At 36.7% G+C, this 15,285-nt stretch carries 16 protein-coding genes; 11 read left to right on the forward strand and 5 right to left on the reverse strand.

Annotated features, from left to right (window positions below):
• Nucleotides 1-5 precede the first annotated feature (5 nt).
• Genes FHT21_RS14750 through FHT21_RS14755 form a run of 3 tightly spaced genes read left to right on the forward strand, consistent with a single transcriptional unit; the run spans nucleotide 6 to nucleotide 1,519 of the window.
• Nucleotides 6-956, forward strand: a complete 951-nt coding sequence (locus FHT21_RS14750) for a lipid A deacylase LpxR family protein (RefSeq protein WP_167295390.1) — start codon at nucleotides 6-8, stop codon at nucleotides 954-956.
• 47 nt (nucleotides 957-1,003) lie between these two features.
• Nucleotides 1,004-1,126, forward strand: coding sequence for a hypothetical protein (locus FHT21_RS25065; protein WP_262889356.1), 123 nt, complete (start codon nucleotides 1,004-1,006; stop codon nucleotides 1,124-1,126).
• A 12-nt stretch (nucleotides 1,127-1,138) separates the two neighbouring features.
• The gene (locus FHT21_RS14755; protein WP_262889364.1) at nucleotides 1,139-1,519 is read left to right on the forward strand and encodes a L,D-transpeptidase family protein; all 381 of its coding nucleotides are present in this window, start codon (nucleotides 1,139-1,141) and stop codon (nucleotides 1,517-1,519) included.
• Here FHT21_RS14755 and arfB read toward each other — a convergent pair whose 3' ends face one another.
• Nucleotides 1,520-1,930, reverse strand: a complete 411-nt coding sequence (arfB, locus tag FHT21_RS14760) for an alternative ribosome rescue aminoacyl-tRNA hydrolase ArfB (RefSeq protein WP_167295391.1) — start codon at nucleotides 1,928-1,930, stop codon at nucleotides 1,520-1,522.
• A 74-nt stretch (nucleotides 1,931-2,004) separates the two neighbouring features.
• On the opposite strand from arfB, the gene cmk reads away from it, so the two are divergent.
• From cmk to FHT21_RS14790, 6 genes are all read left to right on the forward strand, one after another.
• Nucleotides 2,005-2,685 carry a (d)CMP kinase gene (gene cmk / locus FHT21_RS14765; protein ID WP_167295392.1) on the forward strand — a complete coding sequence of 227 codons (681 nt, stop codon included), beginning with the start codon at nucleotides 2,005-2,007 and terminating at the stop codon, nucleotides 2,683-2,685.
• Between the two features lie 261 nt (nucleotides 2,686-2,946).
• Entirely contained in the window at nucleotides 2,947-3,777 is an 831-nt protein-coding gene (locus FHT21_RS14770; RefSeq protein WP_167295393.1) for a DUF1080 domain-containing protein, read from the forward strand.
• A gap of 60 nt (nucleotides 3,778-3,837) precedes the next feature.
• Nucleotides 3,838-5,340: a TPM domain-containing protein gene (locus tag FHT21_RS14775; protein WP_167295596.1), complete on the forward strand. Its 1,503-nt coding sequence runs from the start codon at nucleotides 3,838-3,840 to the stop codon at nucleotides 5,338-5,340.
• A 127-nt stretch (nucleotides 5,341-5,467) separates the two neighbouring features.
• Nucleotides 5,468-6,448: an SH3 domain-containing protein gene (locus tag FHT21_RS14780; protein ID WP_167295394.1), complete on the forward strand. Its 981-nt coding sequence runs from the start codon at nucleotides 5,468-5,470 to the stop codon at nucleotides 6,446-6,448.
• A 449-nt stretch (nucleotides 6,449-6,897) separates the two neighbouring features.
• A complete protein-coding gene (gene rpsA, locus FHT21_RS14785; RefSeq protein WP_039482263.1) occupies nucleotides 6,898-8,832 on the forward strand; it encodes a 30S ribosomal protein S1 in 1,935 nt (644 codons plus the stop codon).
• Nucleotides 8,833-9,257: 425 nt separating this feature from the next.
• Nucleotides 9,258-10,931 carry a beta-N-acetylhexosaminidase gene (locus FHT21_RS14790; protein ID WP_167295395.1) on the forward strand — a complete coding sequence of 558 codons (1,674 nt, stop codon included), beginning with the start codon at nucleotides 9,258-9,260 and terminating at the stop codon, nucleotides 10,929-10,931.
• Here the strand turns inward: FHT21_RS14790 and FHT21_RS14795 are convergent.
• Nucleotides 10,928-11,311, reverse strand: coding sequence for an AraC family transcriptional regulator (locus tag FHT21_RS14795; protein WP_167295396.1), 384 nt, complete (start codon nucleotides 11,309-11,311; stop codon nucleotides 10,928-10,930). The two genes, FHT21_RS14790 and FHT21_RS14795, sit on opposite strands and share 4 nt — an antisense overlap.
• Before the next feature lie 185 nt (nucleotides 11,312-11,496).
• On the opposite strand from FHT21_RS14795, the gene FHT21_RS14800 reads away from it, so the two are divergent.
• Nucleotides 11,497-11,697 carry a hypothetical protein gene (locus FHT21_RS14800; RefSeq protein ID WP_167295397.1) on the forward strand — a complete coding sequence of 67 codons (201 nt, stop codon included), beginning with the start codon at nucleotides 11,497-11,499 and terminating at the stop codon, nucleotides 11,695-11,697.
• 83 nt (nucleotides 11,698-11,780) lie between these two features.
• Here FHT21_RS14800 and FHT21_RS14805 read toward each other — a convergent pair whose 3' ends face one another.
• The 3 genes from FHT21_RS14805 to FHT21_RS14815 all read right to left on the reverse strand — a co-directional run bounded on the left by FHT21_RS14805 (nucleotide 11,781) and on the right by FHT21_RS14815 (nucleotide 14,474).
• The gene (locus FHT21_RS14805; RefSeq protein ID WP_167295398.1) at nucleotides 11,781-12,449 is read right to left on the reverse strand and encodes a hypothetical protein; all 669 of its coding nucleotides are present in this window, start codon (nucleotides 12,447-12,449) and stop codon (nucleotides 11,781-11,783) included.
• A gap of 9 nt (nucleotides 12,450-12,458) precedes the next feature.
• Entirely contained in the window at nucleotides 12,459-13,874 is a 1,416-nt protein-coding gene (locus FHT21_RS14810) for a hypothetical protein (RefSeq protein WP_167295399.1), read from the reverse strand.
• A gap of 198 nt (nucleotides 13,875-14,072) precedes the next feature.
• Nucleotides 14,073-14,474, reverse strand: a complete 402-nt coding sequence (locus FHT21_RS14815; RefSeq protein ID WP_167295400.1) for a DCC1-like thiol-disulfide oxidoreductase family protein — start codon at nucleotides 14,472-14,474, stop codon at nucleotides 14,073-14,075.
• Nucleotides 14,475-14,736: 262 nt separating this feature from the next.
• On the opposite strand from FHT21_RS14815, the gene pyrR reads away from it, so the two are divergent.
• On the forward strand, nucleotides 14,737-15,285 hold the full coding sequence (pyrR, locus tag FHT21_RS14820; RefSeq protein ID WP_167295401.1) for a bifunctional pyr operon transcriptional regulator/uracil phosphoribosyltransferase PyrR: 549 nt from the start codon (nucleotides 14,737-14,739) through the stop codon (nucleotides 15,283-15,285).

The raw sequence follows: 15,285 nt of genomic DNA on the forward strand, positions 1-15,285 counted from the left end.
TTTTTATGAGATCATTTTTATTCACTATAGGTTTTTGTTTGGCTGTTTCAACCAGTTTTTCTCAATCATTTAAAAACGAATTCGGTTTTAAAACCGAAAACGATGCTTATTTGGCCACATTAAACGATAGATATTATACTAACGGATTATTTATCTACTTCCGCCATGCTATTAATACCGAAAAACTATCTGATAAAATAGAGAAAAAGACCTACGAAATTTCTGCCGGACAAAAAATGTATACACCTTATTGGGGGCAGGTACCTAACAAAGAAGATCAGGACAGGCCTTTTGCAGGTTATCTTTATGCAGGTGGTGCATACTCTATTTTCTATAAAAATGAGAGTGTTTTAAAAACCAGTGTAGAATTGGGAACGGTAGGCCCCAACTCGCTTGCCCAAGCGGCACAACGTTTCCTGCATAAAACCGTAGGTTTTTATACGCCTGCAGGTTGGGATTACCAGATCAAGAATGAACTGGCTGTAAACCTTGCCGCCAACTACAGTAAACTACTTTTTAGGCCTGAAGATCCTATTGTGGACATCAGTGCACAGGGTTATGCCAATTTAGGAACAACTTTTTCGGGTTTGGGTACATCAGTGCTTTTTAGAGCCGGTAAATTAAATCAATTGTTCAACAGTGCCTATCATAATGCGGTAATCGGAAATTCAAAAACAAAAAGCTTAAACAATTCAGAGTTTTTCTTTTATGTAAAACCACAATTAAACTTTGTTGCTTACGATGCCACCATACAGGGAAGCCTTTTTAATGATAACAGTCCATTAACTTTTGGGGTAAAACCGATTGTTTTTGAGCAACAGTTTGGTGTAAATTATAGCTCAAAAAGGTTTACTGCAGATTTCAATATCATTTTTAAAACTAAAGAAGTTAAAAGCGTGGCTAAGGCACAGAATTACGGTGGTTTGAGTTTGTATTATCGGTTTGGGAAGAGTTAGAATAATCGGTTAACTGTTTAAATTGGTTAATTGAAAATTTTCAGTGTATGAAAAAAGCAATCCTTTTTACCATTTTATTCTTTATTGCCTGTGCTGTAATTTACAATTTATACCCTGAAAAGAAATTACCTTTAAATACCGAAATCGATTATATCATTGTTAAAAAATAAAATAGACAATTACTGGCTTATTCAAAGCAGAAATTGATTAAAACTTATCAGATTTCTTTGGGCGACAGCCCAGTTGGACATAAAGCGTATGAAGGTGATGAAAAAACGCCCGAAGGCCTGTACACCATCAACGCCAAAAATGCATTTAGTGGCTACCATAAAAACCTTGGGGTTTCTTACCCTAACTCAAAAGATATTGCACACGCAAAACTTTTGGGAAAACCCGTGGGTGGCGATATTAAAATACATGGCATCAGAAACAATTTCGGTTTTATCGGCAAATTTCAAAGATTTTCTGACTGGACCAATGGTTGTATGGCATTAACCAATAGTGAAGTTGATGAGCTGTATGCTACCGTAAAAATTGGAACTAAAATTGAAATCAGACCCTGATTAATCTATTGAAGGTTTTTTACGGCTTTCTTTCCGATTTGCGGTAACAGCTTTATTTTTCAACCTTTTCTCGATAATACCTTTAGGGATTTTGGTTGGCTTTCTTTTTTTCTGAACAATCAATGCTTTTTTCAGCAAATCAATCAGTTTTGCAATCGTTCTCTCTTTATTTAGCAGCTGGCTCCTATCTTCCTGGGCAACAATATGGAGCAAGCCTTCGCTATCTAAACGATGCTGCAGTTTTTCTTTGAGCAATACTTTTTCTTCATCAGTAAAATATGCAAAGGTTTCAATATTAAAAACCAACTCTACCTTACTCGAAACTTTGTTTACGTTTTGCCCGCCTTTACCTCCGCTACGTGAGGTTTTAAAAATGGCTGATCGTAAAATTTCTTCTCTGACAGGTAACATGCGGCAAAAGTATAAAGAATATCGATTTAAAAAAAGTTAGCAAACCCATTGGCTTTTTTTACCTTTGTAGCAGAATGAAGAAAAACTTGGTTATAGCTATTGATGGCTATTCATCTTGCGGAAAAAGCACCTTGGCAAAGGCATTGGCTAAAAAATTAGGTTTTATTTATGTAGATAGCGGGGCAATGTACCGGGCCGTTACTTTATATTTTTTACGGAACCATATCGATATTACCGACGATGCTAAAGTTGAAGATGCTTTACAACACATCGAACTAAATTTCCATTCGCGCGATTACGAATCGCACATTACCCTTAACGGTGAAGAGGTCTCAGATGAAATCCGTTTAATGCCTGTTTCTGAAAATGTAAGTGAAGTTTCAGCACATAAAATTGTCCGCCATGAAATGGTGAAACAACAGCAGCGTATGGGTAAATCCAAAAATATTGTAATGGATGGGCGCGACATCGGCACTACTGTTTTCCCTGATGCACCTGTGAAATTCTTTATGACTGCTGATCCGAAAATAAGGGCTGAACGTAGGTTTAAGGAACTGGAAAGCAAAGGCAATAACGAAACCACTTTAGAAGAAGTTTTCGAAAACCTTGCGCACCGTGACTATGCCGATACCACTAGAAAAGAAAGTCCGCTGGTTAGAGCTGATGACGCCATTATTTTAGATAATACCGATCTTACACAGGAGGAACAATTGGATTTTGCATTGGAAAGAGTGCAACCGTTTTTGGTTCATTAGTTCATTGGTCAGTGCTCTCATCGTTGATGATTAATGGCTGTATCCATCGTTGCTGAGGCATGAAGCAATCTTACAACGAAAGCTTGGTTAATTGTTTAAATTGATAACCGGTTCCAAGCTATTGGCTACAAGACTATCAACCATGAACTATCTGGCTATCCACCATAAACTTCGGACTCCCGAGTTAAGACTCCCGGCTTCCCTACCGTTTTCTCAGATAGAAAAAATTTCATATTTTTAGCACCTAACCCAAATGTTACTATGAAATTAAAATCAATTTACCTTGTTGTATTATTTTTATCGATTACGATCCTCAACGCCAGGGCCCAAAAAGGCTGGATCAATCTCTTTAACGGGAAAGATTTAAAAGATTGGAACGTTAAAATTTCCAAACATGAATACAAAGAAAATTATGCCAATACTTTCCGCGTAGAAAATGGTGTAATGAAAGTGAGTTATGATGGATACAAAGAATTTAACCAACAATACGGACATATTTTCTATAAAAAACCGTTTTCGGCTTACCTATTAAAAGTAACCTATCGTTTTGTCGGCGATCAGGCTAAAGGTGGTGAAGGTTGGGCAACCAGAAATAGCGGTGCCATGTTACATTGCCAAGACCCGGCAACAATGTTGAAAGATCAGGACTTCCCGATTTCTATTGAAGGGCAGATTCTTGGTGGTGATGGTGAGCACGAACGCCATACCAGTAACGTATGTACGCCAGGAACACTGATTAATTATAATGGCAAACTATTTACACCTCATTGCTTAGATTCTAAATCGAAAACTTATGCTGGCGACCAATGGGTAACCGCAGAATTTTTAGTGTTAGGCGATTCTGTTATCAAACACATGATAGCCGGTGAAGTGGTTTTAGAATATACTAAGCCTCAAATTGGTGGAGGTAATGTTTCGAATTTCGACCCGAAAGTTAAAATAGATGGTAAACCATTAACATCAGGTTATATTTCGCTTCAAAGCGAAAGCCACCCGATAGAATTTAAAACAGTAAAGCTTTATGATCTGGAAGCGTACATGAAAGACAAAGCAAAACTGGATAAGGTATTGGCTAAAATATTAAAAGAGTAAACTAAATCGGCATATGTTTGTTAAATGATGACGCAATAATTTTACATCTAAATTAATACAATGCTCAAAACCCATTTAATCAAACACTTTGCACTTTTACTTTTCCTTTTCCTGACCAATTTTGCAATTGCGCAAACGGCTTATCAGGTACAAGATATTCCCGATCCAAAAAACAACGGTGGTGGCTACGTTAGCGATCCTGACGGCATTTTGGGAAGCAGTACTGTTTCTGATTTAAATAACACCATTGCCCAGTTCGAACATAAAACCAACGTTCAGGTGGCAGTGGTGATTGTTAACGATTTCGATCACGATAAAGAGGATTTCGACTTTGCTTATGAGCTGTTTAATACCTGGGGAATTGGTTCAAAAACCAGCAATAATGGCTTATTGTTATTTATCTCAAAAGATCGGCGAAAATACCGATTCATTACCGGAACGGGAATTGAAGGTGTATTACCGGATGTAAAGCTTAAACATATTGCAGAGCAGAACCTCCTCCCAGCTTTCAGGCAAAATGATTTCAGCACTGGGATAACAAATACCATTAATGCCATTGGTGTAATTATTTTAAACCCTGAACATAAATCAGAGCTCAATCAGTTTTTCACCCAACACGAAAGCAATAGTTCACTCGAAAATTTTTGGCTTCCTACAGGAATTATCCTACTGGCATTTTGGGGGGTGTTCAAAATTGTAAACAGACAGGCCAAAACTGGTTTAAATCTAAAAGGCTTTGACAAGAACAAAAATAGCTATGATGCCACCATAGCTAAAGGCTGTGGAGTGGCCTTCTTTATTGTATTCGTTTCTATTTTTATCTTTATCTTTACTGGTGCTTTTGAGCTGTTCGAAAAGATAAAATTAGCACACATCCCCTACATTCTTTTTACTATCCTGGCCATATTGCTTTTCTTTCGTTACCTTTTTTATTTGTCGGCATTAAGAAAAGCACACCAGGACGACAAAAATTTCTTTGATGCTGTTGTGGCTTTCCACAAAAAGAACTGGTGGTTAGTTCTTTTCTCTCCTATAATTTTAATTGCAATTATACTCCACCTCATCAAACGCGTTAAAACGATTGATCGTTTCAAGCCAGTTTTGGATAGTAAAAACAACCCGATGATCCGAGTAGATCGCGATGTCAATATAGAAGGGAAACCATTTTTAACTGCAGGGCAACGTAAAGAAGAAGTTGTTTTAGCTTATGATTATGATATCTGGGAAAGCACAGACCATAAAGAACATATTATTAAGGCATGGCCAGCGGAAAAATACAATAGTTATACAGAATGCCCCGAATGTGCTTTTAGAACCTACGAACTGAACAAAAGCGTAACAGTTAAACAGGCCACTTACAGTCATGAAGGCCAGGCGAAGCTAGTAAACGAATGTAGCTTCTGTAAAAAAACAGAATTTATAAAATGGATAACATTGGCCATGCTGGTCGAATCTAGTTCGTCATCAAGTTCCTCTTCATCCGGCAACAGCTCATCATCTTCATCGAGCAGTAGCTGGGGCGGTGGCAGTAGCAGCGGTGGTGGTACTGGTGGAAGCTGGTAGTTGTCTTTTTTCAATCTTATCCCCACCTATTAAAAGTATTTTCTAATTTTGAAACACTTAGCACGGTGTTTGCTTATAGCGTGTTTGCAATTACCTATTAAAAACTGTTTCGCAGAACCCAATACTTATGACTAGAATTTTCTTCCTCCTCATCGCTCTTTCTATTTTTGCTAACCGTTTAAATGCGCAAGAATTGTATCGGGTTAAAGCCGACAAGTTGCGCGTAAGGGAAAGTAGTGATCCGAAAAGTAAGGTTATTGGAAATATTGCTCAAAATGAAAACATTACGGTTTTAGATGCAAGCAATGCCAAGTTTTACAAAGTAAAGTTTAAAAACCGCGAAGGATGGGTAAGCAAAGATTTCATCGAAAAAATTGCTCCAACACCCAAACCATCAACTCCTCAGGCAAATACAGCACAACCCAATGCTACCCCTCAGGCGGCAACAAACAATGATATGTACCGGGTAACAGCCGACGATTTACGCGTAAGGCAACAAGCTGATCCGAAAAGCAAAATTGTGGGATACCTGCCTAAAGATGAAAATGTTGCCGTGATTGATTCGTCAAATACAAGCTTTTATAAAATTAAAGTTACCAATGGTGAAGGATGGGTGAGTAAAGAATTTTTAGTTAGGATTTCTCCCGTTAGAGCGGCTGCCGAAAAAACAAGCATTGCCGCATCGGTACCTCAGGAAAACAAAGATTATACGAACATCATCTTTTTTGTAGTTGTGGCCTTAATACTGATTACCATATTGTACTTTTCAATTAAATATGCGAGTGGCAATAAATTTTTGATCGGTTTTTCTGTGGTTGTAATCTTGATAATCGGATATTTCTGCTACATTACTTTTATACAGGCGAAAGTGGTAACAGGTACCTTTGCCAGCAACGAAGATATACAGTACAAGACCTTTAATTTTAAATCGAAAGATTCGGTAACGGTTACCGATGCCTATACTGATTCTATTTTCACCTCAAAATACGTTATCGAAGGCGATATGATCAAACTTTATGATCAGCAAAATACGATTATGCTATTAATCAGAGATGATGCAACATTAATTGGTGAAGGTTTTACAAGAGGCACTTTTACGAAAAAATAGAAGTTTATCATTTTAGATGCTGAAATAAATTCAGCATGACGACGCGCTTTATTTCTATTCGTCAGTCTGAACTTGTTTCAGAATCTTTTTTAAAAGGCATGGATCGTCCTTCGACAGGCTACCATTGACTGGTCCTTATAAAAAGGTCGTCAGCTGACGGTTCTTCGGAATAGCCCGGAGCGTAGTGAGGACTATAAGCGATAGCAGAACTGCTGCTCCCGATGAAATACGGAGCGCTCATTTTCAAATAATTAGAAAAATCAACCTGTAAACCGGTACCTCTCTGCATTTAGATTCTGATCCCGATTGGAGGATCGGGACAGGATGACGGACCACAATATTCTAATCAGCTAAAAATCAGCAAGATTTATTAAAAAAATCTTTTCTATTAATTAAAAAAGTTTTACCTTTGCAGTCCCTAAATAGGGGAAAAAGGAGATAATTAATTAATGGCTAAAAAACAAGTAGCAGAAAAAGAATTAGCAGCAAAAACAGCTGAACTTCAGGGAGAAGGCGGACGCCTAACTGAAAAAGAAACTATTGAATCAGAAGCTGATTCAGTTTCGATCGAATCGATCAAATCATCATTAGCAACACCAAGCGAAGATTTCGACTGGGATGCAGATGAAAAAGTTTTTGGCAACTACAATGAGGCAGACCGTAAAAAGTTTGAAGATATGTATGCCGGAACATTCAACCAGATCACTAAAGGTGAAATCATCAGCGGTATCGTTGTTTCAATCAACAACAAAGACGTAGTATTAAACGTAGGTTTCAAATCAGACGGTTTAGTTTCTACTTCTGAGTTCCGTGATACACCAGATCTAAAAATCGGCGATTCAGTTGACGTATTCGTTGAAGCACCAGAAGATGCTAACGGTCAATTGATCCTTTCTCGCAAAAGAGCTAAAACCCAAAGATCATGGGAAGCAATTAACGAGGCTCTTGAAAATGATAGAATCATCAACGGTTTCGTTAAGAGCCGTACTAAAGGTGGTTTAATTGTTGATATCATGGGCGTTGAGGCTTTCTTACCAGGATCTCAAATTGATATTAAACCTATCCGCGATTACGATGTATACGTGGGTAAAACAATGGAATTCAAAGTTGTTAAAATTAACCATGAGTTTAAAAACGTAGTTGTTTCTCATAAAGTGTTAATTGAAGACGATTTAGAAAGCCAAAAAGTAGAGATCGTTTCTAAATTAGAAAAAGGTCAGGTACTTGAAGGTACTGTTAAAAACATTACTGATTTCGGTGTGTTCATCGATTTAGGTGGTGTTGACGGTTTACTTCACATTACCGATATTTCTTGGGGCCGCATAGAGCATCCGAAAGAAGTATTATCATTAGATGAAAAAATCAACGTGGTTGTTTTAGATTTCGATGATGAGAAAAAACGTATCGCTTTAGGCTTGAAACAATTAACTCCACATCCTTGGGAGAACTTAAGTGCCGATATCCAAGTTGGTTCTAAAGTAAAAGGAAAAATCGTAACTGTTGCAGATTATGGTGCTTTCTTAGAAATCATCCCAGGTGTTGAAGGTTTAATCCACGTTTCTGAAATGAGCTGGTCACAAAACTTAAGAAATCCACAAGAATTCTTAAAAGTTGGTGATGAGATCGAAGCTGAAGTTTTAACTTTAGACAGAGACGAGCGCAAAATGAGCTTAGGTATTAAACAATTATCTAACGATCCATGGCAAGAAGTTGCGGCTAAATTCCCAGTTGGAAGCAAGCACAAAGCAACTGTTAAAAACATGACTAACTTCGGTGTTTTTGTTGAAATCGAAGAAGGTATTGATGGTTTAATCCACATCTCTGATTTATCTTGGTCTAAAAAAGTAAACCACCCTAACGAATTCACTAAAGTTGGTGATGTATTAGACGTTGTTGTTTTAGAACTTGATGTTGATAACCGTAAATTAAGCTTAGGTCACAAACAATTAGAAGAAAACCCTTGGGATACTTTCGAAACGATCTTCACTTTAGATTCGGTTCACCAAGGTACAGTTGTTAAAGTAACTGATAAAGGTGCTGTTATTGCTTTACCTTATGGTGTAGAAGGTTTCGTACCAACTAAACACATGGTTAAAGAAGATGGTACATCAGTTAAAGCTGAAGAAACCAATGACTTCAAAATCATTGAATTCAACAAAGAAGCAAAACGTATCGTAGTATCTCACGCCCGTATTTGGGAAGAGGTTAAAGCTGAAGCTGTAGCAGAAGAAAGAAATGCTAAGAAAAAAGAAGCTAAAGCTGCTGTAACTGCGGTTAAAAAAGTTAAAGATTCTGTAGAGAAATCTACTTTAGGAGACTTAGACGTATTAGCTCAATTGAAATCGCAATTAGAAGGCGAAGAAAGCAAAGCTAAAAAAGGCTAGTTCTTTTTAACTGAAATATGAATCCCGATAGCGAAAGTTATCGGGATTTTTTTTGGCTATTTTTTGCCACCTATCTTATTATTCAGCCAAGGAAACACGGAATGCACGTACCTCCTCCTCCATGAATCGTCATTGCTGAGGCTGGGATTGAGCGAGCCGAAACAATCTTTTTCACTTTTCTTTTTATCTGAGACGAAATTTACATCCTGAGCTTACATTTTCTCAAATATCTTATATAGTAAATCATAATTAGAAAACGAAAGCAAGTGCCTGTCGGTAAACGTGGGCCCGCTATACTTCCTGCCGTGAAAAACGGCATCCATCCTATCCGGGTTTATGTAACAAAGTAATTCGTGCTACCAAACCTTTTCCTTTCAACCGCCAATAATGACTACTTTTGAAAAGCGTAACCTAGCCTTTTCAGCATGAGAAAAATTATCTTTTTGTTTCTGACCCTTATTTCGTTCAAAGTTTCTGCTCAGGAAATTAATATTATCCCGCAGCCGGTACAATTAAGACCAGGACTTTACCCAACCGACAAATTTAAAATTGATAATCAAACTATTATTTTCATAACAGATGATAAAGCGATGAATTCTGCTACGTTTTTAGCAGAATATTTATTTAAACATTACAAACTCAATCTAAAAATAAGTAATACTGCAGAAGACGGAAATAAAAATAGTATTAAACTTGTATTATCAGACCAATTGTATACAAACCCGAACAAATACTTTGTGTCGGTACTTTCTACAACTCTAAATGCAGGCGCATCTTCAGAACAGGGCTTATTTTATGCAGTTCAAAGCATTATCCAACTATTACCTGCAACAACTGAGAATAAACTCTTCATCCCTTCTGTTGATATAATAGATTATCCCCGATTCGACTACCGAGGCATGCACCTAGATGTAAGCCGTCATTTTTTTGATGTTGCTTTTATCAAACAATACATCGATTATCTGGCCCTGCATAAAATGAACTATTTCCACTGGCATTTAACCGATGACCACGGCTGGCGGATCGAAATCAAAAAATATCCCAAACTAACCGAAATTGGTGCCTGGCGCAATGGCAGTATAATTGGTTTATGGCCCGGAAAAGGCAACGAAAATATTAAATACCAGGTACTGCCAAACGAAATTAAAATTACGCCAAAAGATGCTGTAATTAAAGCTGATGGCATTAAACATGGTGGCTTTTACACGCAGGAACAAATTAAAGAAGTGGTTGATTACGCCGCTAAGCGCTATATCACCATCATTCCGGAAATTGAAATGCCAGCCCACAGTATGGCTTTATTGGCGGCATATCCCGAATTAGGCACCGAACCCAACAAAAAATACACGGTTGCCGAAACCTGGGGCATGATGAACAAATACAACAATGTACTGCAGGCTTCTGATACCACTTTTAAGTTTCTGGAAAATGTATTAACTGAGGTAATGGCTTTGTTCCCCTCACCATACATCCACATTGGTGGCGATGAAGCCTCTAAAGTTTGGTGGAAACAATCTGCTGTTTCGCAGCAGATTATGAAAGCCAATGGTTTGAAAAATGAAAGTGAGCTACAGAGTTATTTCATCCACAGGATGGAAAAATTTGTGAACAGTAAAGGCAAAACCATTATCGGCTGGAACGAAATTTTACAGGGCGGTTTAGCTCCAAATGCAGTTGTAATGAGCTGGCAGGGCGAAAAAGGTGGTATCGACGCTGCAAACCAAAACCACAAAGCCATTATGACACCCGAAAATAAGATGTACTTTAACCATGGGCAGTTCGTAAAAGAAGATAGCCTGGCTGCAAATAAGTTTTCGCCATTAATTGATGTTTACAATTATGAACCCATACCAGCTGAATTAAGTGCCGAGCAGGCTAAATACATTTGGGGTGCACAGGGCTGTTTATGGAGCGAGTACATTACCAATCCGGCAAAAGTACAGTACCAGCTTTTTCCCCGATTGGATGCTTTAAGCGAAGTGTTGTGGAGCCCGAAAGAAAAACGGAATTACCCAGATTTTCAAAAAAGGCTGAAAACACAGTTTAAACGCTACGATTTAATGGGAATTACCTACTCCAAAAGGTATTTAGAAAATTAGTGGATAATCTGCTTTGCCACCTGCAATTGATATGCACCCGGCGTAATCCCAACCATCTTTTTAAATGCCCTTATAAAGTAATTGGCATCACTAAAACCAAGCTCGTAACTTATTGAGGCTACCTTAGCCCCGGGCTGGGCCAGTAAAAGCTTGGCTTTGTTAATCTTTTCGGTTAGGATAAAATCGTTAGGACTGATACCGAGCTCGCGTTTAAACAACCGATAAAAGGTTGCCTTGCTCATGCAAGCCTTATCACTCAGGCTATTGATGCTGATCTTTTCGTTGAGATTTGTTTTAATATAATTTAGTACAAAAGCTAAGGGGTTTTGGTTCAGGTTATAGCCGTCGTCGCCAATTGTTTTAAGGTTTTGGGTCTGCATAATGCGTACCAATAATTCCTTTAAAGTTAAATCGGCTAAAACATCTTTTTCTTTTGTCCGTTCAGAGCAGATCCTGATTACTTTATTAATGAGATAGGCAATCTCTTCATTGATAGCTATCGGATTTAGTTCAGCATCCTTCTTGTTTTTAAAAATTAATGCAATCTTTGCATAAAAATTAAACCATGCGTAAACTATTTGCCGTCCTTTCTACCATTATTACTTTATTTGCCATTAAAGAAACGGTGTATGTATTTACTTCTACTGAAGCAGACATGGTTAAGCAAAAAGCCATTATGATTGTAATTGCTTTAAGCATTACCGTACCATTAATCATTTTAACACTTTGGCTTTGGTCGCCGGGTAGAAAAAGAAGCCAAGAATAGCGAATTGCTACCCCTTATTATCTTCATAGACGTTACTCTCGCAACTAACGTCTATACCAGTGCTAATATTTTCATGATAACTTTCAATAATAATCTCTTTTAATCTTGGGGAAATATCTATCAATTATTTCTTCCATTTTGATAGTCACTTGTCTGTTTTTGTTACCAGGACAAAGTTTTTCGTAATATTCAGGATTCCAAAAAATTAAGGTTTTAATTTCTTTCTTCGTAATTAAGTGGATAATCTCTGGGCTTCCTCCATCATTTACAAAATTATCAACTATACCTTTACAACCACGTCCAAAAACGCTATCATCTACCATGTTAAATGGACTCAATTTTCGGATATATAACCACAGTTTTTTTGTTGTATCCTGGGGTATAGGAACAATATTAAAAAATATATTGATATCTGCCGGAGCATTCTTAAACCCTGTTCGCTTAGCCGAGAACATATGCCATAAAACAACAGGAAAAGAACTTTTTAGCTTATACACGGGATAATAAGTAGTATCTACAGGATTATAACTAAAAGTGTTTACAAAATTTCCGGTTTTACTAATAAGCTTATAACTTGATGGCTTTCCGTCCGGAACATTTGCATATTCTATTATTATTGTACTATCTGCATATTGTTGAAAAAATTTATGCATGGGGGTAATACCTTGAGAATAGCGCGTAAGATAATTTTGCCCGAAACTATAATGCCATGATAGCAAAAATAAAAAATAAAAAATAAGAAGTTTTTTCATAATAAACAGTTAGTTAATGCAATTGACATTAGAATTATTTAGCATTGGCGTAACTTTATTATCGAATAATGAATCTATTCTTAAATGTATAGTGGTGCCAGGTACATAATAAACTTGCGTATTCTTTACGTTTTGAATAAAATAATTTGTTTCTCTTAATCCTTCCCAAGCTAGTCCCAAATAATCATATTGGTCATAATTGCTATAGTTTGAATCATATTTTTGAGCAAATTCGTTTAATCCCGCAGCAATTACGTTAATATTTTTTGCCATATACTCATGGTGTATTGTTTCTATTGAAGTACCAGACAATTTACTTTCAAATATATCAATCAGCTCGTTTAAATCCATATTTTCAGGTTTTTTAACCCAGTTTGAATTAATTTCGGATGCACCAAATATCAAATACGCCCTCTGCATTAAATTAGCATGGAAAGCTTCGTGTAAAAGCGTTTTAGCAACTTGTAATACTGGAGCATTGCTATTAATAAAACTTCGATTCAAATTAATTTCAAAATTTTGATGATTATATGCATCCCAAGTTGTCTCCGCTCTTTTACTGCCAGCTAATGTTTTCACCTGAAATTTCAAGTTATAAGTTTGACCTGTAAATGCATTTATTAATGAATCGAATTTGGTATTGTTTCTTAAAAGTTTTTCTAAGGCACACTTGGCTTTGGGATTATTGGTTATACTTGAATCTGTTCTGATTATTAATGGGCAAGCAGCAATACCAGTTTGCCCTCCAATACAACCACAATCAGATAAATAAGCTCCCCCAGCTAATGTACCTGCACAATCTACAGGTCCACCGTGATCTGGCTCAGGGTAATCGCCCAAATTGCCACTACAACTTGTGTAAAGAAACTGCGACGATGAGCCAGTAGTATTGCCATACCCATCATAATAGGTAGTAACAAGGTACCAGTTGGTACAAGTAATCGCCATCAATTTGTTTTTATTTACCCCTTTTAAAGGCTTTTTATTATTAATATCAAGCGTTTGCTTGTATAGCGCTATCATACCCCTATCGGACATATAACCTTCAAAATAGCCCTTTTCTGGGTTATAAGCTACTTGAACCTGATAGTTGTTTTTATTTTTATGAATCAGCAGCATATAGCTTCCACCAAGTTCACCTTCACCAAGCTTCATCTTTACTAAAACACCAATTACGTCTGTACCATCATCAAGTTGAAATGTCCTTGCGGTATTCCAGTCTACTTCTTCTTTAATTTGCTGGCTGGTACCTTTGTTCGATTGAAGTACGGTCCCCTTATTTGCATTGCTTTTTAAGTACCAATCTTTTGCACTGGTAATAGGGTCTTCTAAAATTTTATCTTTTTTACAAGCATTAAAAATAAAAGATATTCCAAGTACAATAAAACAAGTAGATACAAAAAAACTAGAAATAGATTTTTTCATGAGGTTAATTTAGATTTAGTGCTCAAACTTTGATGTGAGAGAAATGAGTAATACAAATATGTAAAATACTTTTGTTATATGCTAATATAGAATGTTATTTTACACAGAAAGAGAACATATAAAGTAATAAGCAATTAAAAAAATTTGAATTAATATTTACATCAACAAAAAAAAGACGTTACACGCAATGGTTATCAATTAAGCGATAAACTTACTTTTTAATTCAGGAGTCGGCCCCCAACAACTCTCCTGCTTTCCCCACCATTGGTAACGGTTTTTGGCAATAATATCATAAACCCAATCGCGTATAAATTTGGGAATAATAAGAAACGCATAAAGAAGCGGGATTAATCCATTAAGTTTTCGGGCCACACGCAATGCTGCTGATGACTTGGTATAGAGTTTTCCATCCTCCAGCAATAAAATCGTATTCAACTTTTCTGGGTCAGCATTAAATTTAGGCAATATTTCCTTGGCGTAATTACCTTGTAGTGCCGTAAACTTGAATTGATCTTTTTTATCATGGGCAATAACAAACTGAACCGATGCATTGCAAAGATTACAAACGCCATCAAAAAAGATTACAGGTTGTTGCATCATATGCTATAAAAATAAAGCTTTTTAATTCAATAAATATCTGAAGAATGTATAATAAAGATTAATTGATAAGTAGGTTAATCAACATACAGTGTACAGCCAGGCTAATACTAGCAGAAAGGCAAAAATTGCTTTCCAAAAAATAGAATAAGAAAACAGTTTTTTTAATGTTGTAACAGAACAATTTAAGCGTAAAGCTAAAAACAATCGATCTTCAACTTTCTTAGCTTAAAACATTTTTATATATTTGCCCAATCCTTCTTCAATGCAAAAGAAAACACTTCTTGACGGACAAAAAATTCAGATTACAATTAAGAGGCTCTGCCATCAATTAATTGAAAACCATGACGATTTCGCAAATACCGTTTTAATTGGCATCCAGCCAAGGGGTATTTTTTTGGCAGATCGCATTCATCAGGATCTTCAACAGATTCTAAAAAACAAGAAAATTTTAAAGGGAAACCTTGATATTACTTTCTTTAGGGATGATTTCCGCCGTAAAGACGGATTGGTTACCGCAAGCAGTAACTCGATCGATTTTATCGTCGAAGGTAAAAAAGTAATCTTAATTGATGATGTACTTTGGACAGGCAGAACCATCAGGGCAGCGCTTGATGCCTTGCTTGCATATGGTCGTCCGGAGAAAGTGGAACTTTTGGTTTTAATAGACCGCAGGTTTAGCAGGCATTTACCTATAGAACCCGATTATATTGGGCATCAGGTAGATAGCTTAAACTCACAACAGGTAAAAGTAACCTGGGCGAGTGAAGGAAGTGAAGACAAAGTGATTTTAATATCCGAAAATAATAAATAA

The sequence above is a fragment of the Pedobacter sp. SG908 genome, from assembly GCF_011759615.1.
In the GTDB taxonomy this organism is placed as follows: domain Bacteria; phylum Bacteroidota; class Bacteroidia; order Sphingobacteriales; family Sphingobacteriaceae; genus Pedobacter; species Pedobacter riviphilus.

Excerpts from the sequence above, each read along its gene's own strand:
- cmk (WP_167295392.1), top strand. The coding sequence starts at position 2,005 with ATGAAGAAAAACTTGGTTATAGCTATTGATGGCTATTCATCTTGCGGA.
- FHT21_RS14805 (WP_167295398.1), bottom strand. The coding sequence starts at position 12,449 with ATGAAAAAACTTCTTATTTTTTATTTTTTATTTTTGCTATCATGGCAT.
- FHT21_RS14790 (WP_167295395.1), top strand. The coding sequence starts at position 9,258 with ATGAGAAAAATTATCTTTTTGTTTCTGACCCTTATTTCGTTCAAAGTT.
- FHT21_RS14775 (WP_167295596.1), top strand. The coding sequence starts at position 3,838 with ATGCTCAAAACCCATTTAATCAAACACTTTGCACTTTTACTTTTCCTT.
- FHT21_RS14750 (WP_167295390.1), top strand. The coding sequence starts at position 6 with ATGAGATCATTTTTATTCACTATAGGTTTTTGTTTGGCTGTTTCAACC.
- FHT21_RS14810 (WP_167295399.1), bottom strand. The coding sequence starts at position 13,874 with ATGAAAAAATCTATTTCTAGTTTTTTTGTATCTACTTGTTTTATTGTA.
- FHT21_RS14795 (WP_167295396.1), bottom strand. The coding sequence starts at position 11,311 with ATGCAGACCCAAAACCTTAAAACAATTGGCGACGACGGCTATAACCTG.
- pyrR (WP_167295401.1), top strand. The coding sequence starts at position 14,737 with ATGCAAAAGAAAACACTTCTTGACGGACAAAAAATTCAGATTACAATT.
- FHT21_RS14780 (WP_167295394.1), top strand. The coding sequence starts at position 5,468 with ATGACTAGAATTTTCTTCCTCCTCATCGCTCTTTCTATTTTTGCTAAC.
- FHT21_RS25065 (WP_262889356.1), top strand. The coding sequence starts at position 1,004 with ATGAAAAAAGCAATCCTTTTTACCATTTTATTCTTTATTGCCTGTGCT.
- FHT21_RS14800 (WP_167295397.1), top strand. The coding sequence starts at position 11,497 with ATGCGTAAACTATTTGCCGTCCTTTCTACCATTATTACTTTATTTGCC.
- FHT21_RS14815 (WP_167295400.1), bottom strand. The coding sequence starts at position 14,474 with ATGATGCAACAACCTGTAATCTTTTTTGATGGCGTTTGTAATCTTTGC.
- rpsA (WP_039482263.1), top strand. The coding sequence starts at position 6,898 with ATGGCTAAAAAACAAGTAGCAGAAAAAGAATTAGCAGCAAAAACAGCT.
- arfB (WP_167295391.1), bottom strand. The coding sequence starts at position 1,930 with ATGTTACCTGTCAGAGAAGAAATTTTACGATCAGCCATTTTTAAAACC.
- FHT21_RS14770 (WP_167295393.1), top strand. The coding sequence starts at position 2,947 with ATGAAATTAAAATCAATTTACCTTGTTGTATTATTTTTATCGATTACG.